We start from the raw sequence: 3,917 nt of genomic DNA on the forward strand, positions 1-3,917 counted from the left end.
GTGCTCGACCAGCTCAGCAGGCCCGGTGGACACGCCGTGCTGCGCGGCGAGGGCCCGCGGTCGTGTTCCTGGGCGTCCACCAGCAGCGCCGCGCGCTTGCGCAGCCTGCGCTTGGACAGCTGCTGGGCGAGCAGCAGGAGCCCGATCAGCGCGAGGAAGGCGAGGATCCACCAGGCGTAGGACGACAGGTCGTCGACCTTCTCCGGCTGCGAGACGAGGCTGTTGCTGTCGATCGTCGCGGCCGGTCCGGTGAGGGACTGCTTGATGTCGAGGTCCCCGGCCAGCGCCTGCCAGCCGTCCTCGGAGGCGGCGATCCCGTCCACCAGCCCGGAGGCCAACCGCGGGCCGTCCGAGCTGCCCCCGGGATCCCACGACGACAGCAGCAGCAGGTCCCGCCCGTTCTGCTCGAACGCCTGGAGGGCGGCGAACGGGCGGTCCACCCCGACGCCGAAGTCGGTGTCGCGCCGGTCGATCGCCCGGAACTCCGCCATCCGCAGCGGCGCCCGCAGCTGCTCGACCTGGTCCGCGGTCGCGCCCACGAGCAGACCGGGCGTGGAGGAGTCGATCAGCTCACCGGCGTCCACCACCCGCACGGTGAACCGGTCGTGGTTGGCCTCCTGCAACTCCCGCACCAGCGCCGCGGCGTCGGTGAGGCCGGCCTCGGTCGGCTCGGAGCCGCCGAACGCGACCGTCAGCACGTTGCCGAGCACCTGCGGGAAGCGGCGGAAGCCCGGGTCGAACGGCTGGCCGCGGGTGGCCTCGACGGTGGAGGCGTTGCCGTCGAAGGACGCCAGGACCGGCAGGTAGGACAGCTCGCCGGTGCAGTCGAACCCGCGACCGTCGCCGCCGCCGTCGTTGCCGGACGGCACCGCGTCCAGCCGGGCGGTGAAGGTGTTGCCCGCGGTGAGGATGGTGCGCGGCACGGTGATCGTGCGGTCGATCGCGGTGTCGTCGTTGCGGAGCACCTGCGAGTCGACGAGCCGGTCGTTCCAGTAGTAGGACAGCACGGCCGAGATCTGGGGCGGCAGCTGGGCGTACCGGCCGACCAGGTGGACCCGGACGCCGTCCACCGCGGCGCCGAAGTGCGACTGGCTGACCTGGACGTCGAACTCCGACTGGCCGAGCCCCGCCAGCCGCGGCGCCGGCTGGCCGAGGTCGCCCAGGGTGATCTTCGTCCGCCCCGGTTCGGTGCCGGTCTCACCGAGCCGGTCCGTCGTCGCGGAGTCGGCCAGCGCCAGCAGGTCGGAGCCCAACGCGGTCGTGGCGGCGGTCAGGCGGGCGGGGTCGCCGGTCAGGGTGAGCGTGGGCACGCCGTCCACCGCCGAGATGTCGGTGCGCACGTCACCCTCTCCCGCGACCAAGCGGACCACCCGGCCGTCGAGGGGCCGCACGGCAGCCGCCCGGTCGCCCTGCGACGGCGTGGTGACCGTGACGGCGGTCGCGGGGGTGTAGCGGTGGACGATCGCGGCCTGCGCCGCCAGTGCCGCTTCCCGCAGCCGCGCGTCCGGCGACCCGGGCACCCGGACGGAGACCGCGCGCACGCTCGCGCCGAAGAAGTCCGCGAGGGTGTCCGGCGGCTTCCCGGCGCCCTCCAGCTCGACCACGGCGTCGACGAACCGCGCGGTGCCCTCGTTCGAGCGGACGCAGACCTGGCGGGGATCGGTCACGCCGCCGGTCAGGAACCTCAGCGAGAACAGCAGGTGGCCGTCCTCGACGTCGGCGGCGGTCACCGGGAACCGCAGCGGGAGCTCGCGCTGGTCGGCGGCCTTCCCGGCGGTCGCGACGACGTGGTCGTGGGTGAGCACCTCCACCCGGCCGGTGGCGTCGGAGTCGAACAGCAGCCGCCCGTGCACCTCGGTCGGGGTGAGCCCCGCCGGGACCGGGATCCGGACGTCCTGGGCCTGGGTGTTCGACCGCAGGGAGTAGGTCGTGCCCGGGTCGAACGGCTCGGCCGCCGCCGGACCCGCGCCGATCCCGCCCCCTGCCAGCAGCACGGCCAGGACCAGCGCCGGCCAGGACGGGCCCCTCATGGGCGCCGCTCGCGGAGGTGGCGCTCCTCGACGAAGTACAGGGGCCTGCGCTTGCTCTCCTTGTAGATGCGGCCGACGTACTCACCGATGATGCCCAGGCAGAACAGCTGCACGCCGCCGATGCAGATCAGCGTCGCCGTCATCTGGGTGGTCTCGTGGAACCGCCGGTCGGTGAAGACCGACATCGACACGATGTAGATCAGGTGGACGAACGACGTGCCGGCCATCAGCAGCCCGAGGACGGTGGCCACCCGCAGCGGCGAGGTGGTGAACGAGGTGATGCCGTCGATCGCCAGGCCCAGCAGCCCGCCGTAGCTCCACTTGGTGCGACCCGCCGCCCGCTCGGCCCGGTCGTAGAGGACTTCCTTCTTCCTGAACCCGATCAGGCTGAACATGCCCTTGGTGTAGCGCTCGGTCTCGCGGAACCGCCGCAGCGCCGAGACGCACCGACGGTCGAGCAGGCGGAAGTCCCCGGTGTCCATCTGCAACCGCACCCTGGTCGTGTGCTGGAGCACGGTGTAGAAGGCGTGCGAGGTGAACTTCTTGAGCCAGGACTCGCCGGCCCGCGAACGACGGCGGGCGTAGACGTCCTCGTAGCCCTCCTCCCAGGCCGCGATCATCCGGCCGATCAGCTCCGGGGGGTCCTGGAGGTCCGCGTCGAGGATGACGGTGGCGTCCGCGTCGACGTGGTCGAGGCCCGCGATCATGGCCGACTCCTTGCCGAAGTTGCGCGACAGGCTCACCCACGCGATGCGCGGGTCCGCCGCGGCCCGGTCCTTGATCAGCTCCAGGGTCCGGTCGTCGCTGCCGTCGTCCACGAACAGGAACGTGAAGTCGTAGGCCGGGAGGCTGTCGGCGACCGATTCGAGGCGGTCGACCAGGACGGGGATCACCTCCTCCTCGTTGTACGCGGGCACCAGGAGCGTGATCCGGTCGCCGCGCGCCGGGGAGTCTTCGGCACGCGGCATGGCTACGGCGCGGGCGCGGAGGGTCGTCCGGTGCTCATGCCGCCGAACGTAACCCGCGTCGTGTCCACGCGCAGACCGGGAAGAGGCGTCCACGCGGCCAGGGGATGATCGACCACCCGTTCTCGTGACGGCTCGTCACCGCAACGCGTGAACGGCATCCCCGATTCGCTACCCGCCGTCAGTCGGGAGGTCCTACCGACCGGCCACCCGAGGAGCCGTCACCGGAGGAGGAAGTCCGCGACCCGGATCGGTGACGGAGTCGTGCCGGTGGACGTCCGCTGGTACTGGACGGACAGGACGCCGTCCACGGGGACGCGGGAGGTGTCGACGTTGACCTCCCCGAACGCGCGCAGCGGCGCGGGGTCGAAGACGACGGACCAGTCCGCCCACCCGCCGTCCCGGCTCGCCGCGACGATCCGGCCCCGCGGCATCACCAGGTAGGCGTTGTCGGCGCGGTCGAGCACCAGCTTCGTGCGCTGGGTGCTGTCGGGCGGCACGGGCACCTCGCGCTTGGTCCACCCGCCGTTCCGGCCGCGCACGAGGTGGAACACCCGGCCGTGCCGCGCGCGTTGCCGCGGGTAGTCCGAGACGCGGCCGTCGGGCACGTAGCTGATCACGACGTGCGGGGCGCCGGTCGAGTCGACGGCCAGGCTCTCCTGGTTCATCAGCGCGTGGTCCGGGCCGAGCGGGTCGACGACGATCCCCGGCGAGGACACCGACACCGGCTCGCCCCCGGTGACGCCCACGACCGCGCCCGCGTCGTTGCGCCACGTGCGGCCCCGGTCGTCGCTGTAGGCGTAACCGGTGTCGTGGTTGGCCAGCCCGCCCTCCGCGCACAGCACGGCGGCGTCGCCCTCGCGCCAGGTGAACGCCGCGTGCAGGCGGCCACGCCGGTCGTAGGCCAGGCCGTGCAGGTACC

3 protein-coding genes are annotated in these 3,917 nt (G+C 72.8%); all 3 read right to left on the reverse strand.

Going from position 1 to position 3,917, the window contains the following annotated elements:
- On the reverse strand, nt 1–2,030 hold a 2,030-nt coding region (locus AB0G02_RS30880; RefSeq protein ID WP_360800998.1), incomplete at its 3' end, for a hypothetical protein.
- Complete coding sequence (locus tag AB0G02_RS30885) at nt 2,027–2,998, reverse strand: glycosyltransferase family 2 protein (RefSeq protein WP_360801001.1); 972 nt, start codon at nt 2,996–2,998, stop codon at nt 2,027–2,029. The genes AB0G02_RS30880 and AB0G02_RS30885, both read right to left, overlap by 4 nt.
- A 218-nt stretch (nt 2,999–3,216) precedes the next feature.
- Nucleotides 3,217–3,917, reverse strand: a 701-nt coding sequence (locus AB0G02_RS30890) for a BNR-4 repeat-containing protein (protein ID WP_360801004.1), incomplete at its 5' end; no start/stop codon positions are given.

Source organism: Actinosynnema sp. NPDC023658 (assembly GCF_040639995.1).
In the GTDB taxonomy this organism is placed as follows: Bacteria; Actinomycetota; Actinomycetes; order Mycobacteriales; family Pseudonocardiaceae; genus Actinosynnema.

Excerpts from the sequence above, each read along its gene's own strand:
- AB0G02_RS30885 (WP_360801001.1), bottom strand. The coding sequence starts at position 2,998 with ATGCCGCGTGCCGAAGACTCCCCGGCGCGCGGCGACCGGATCACGCTC.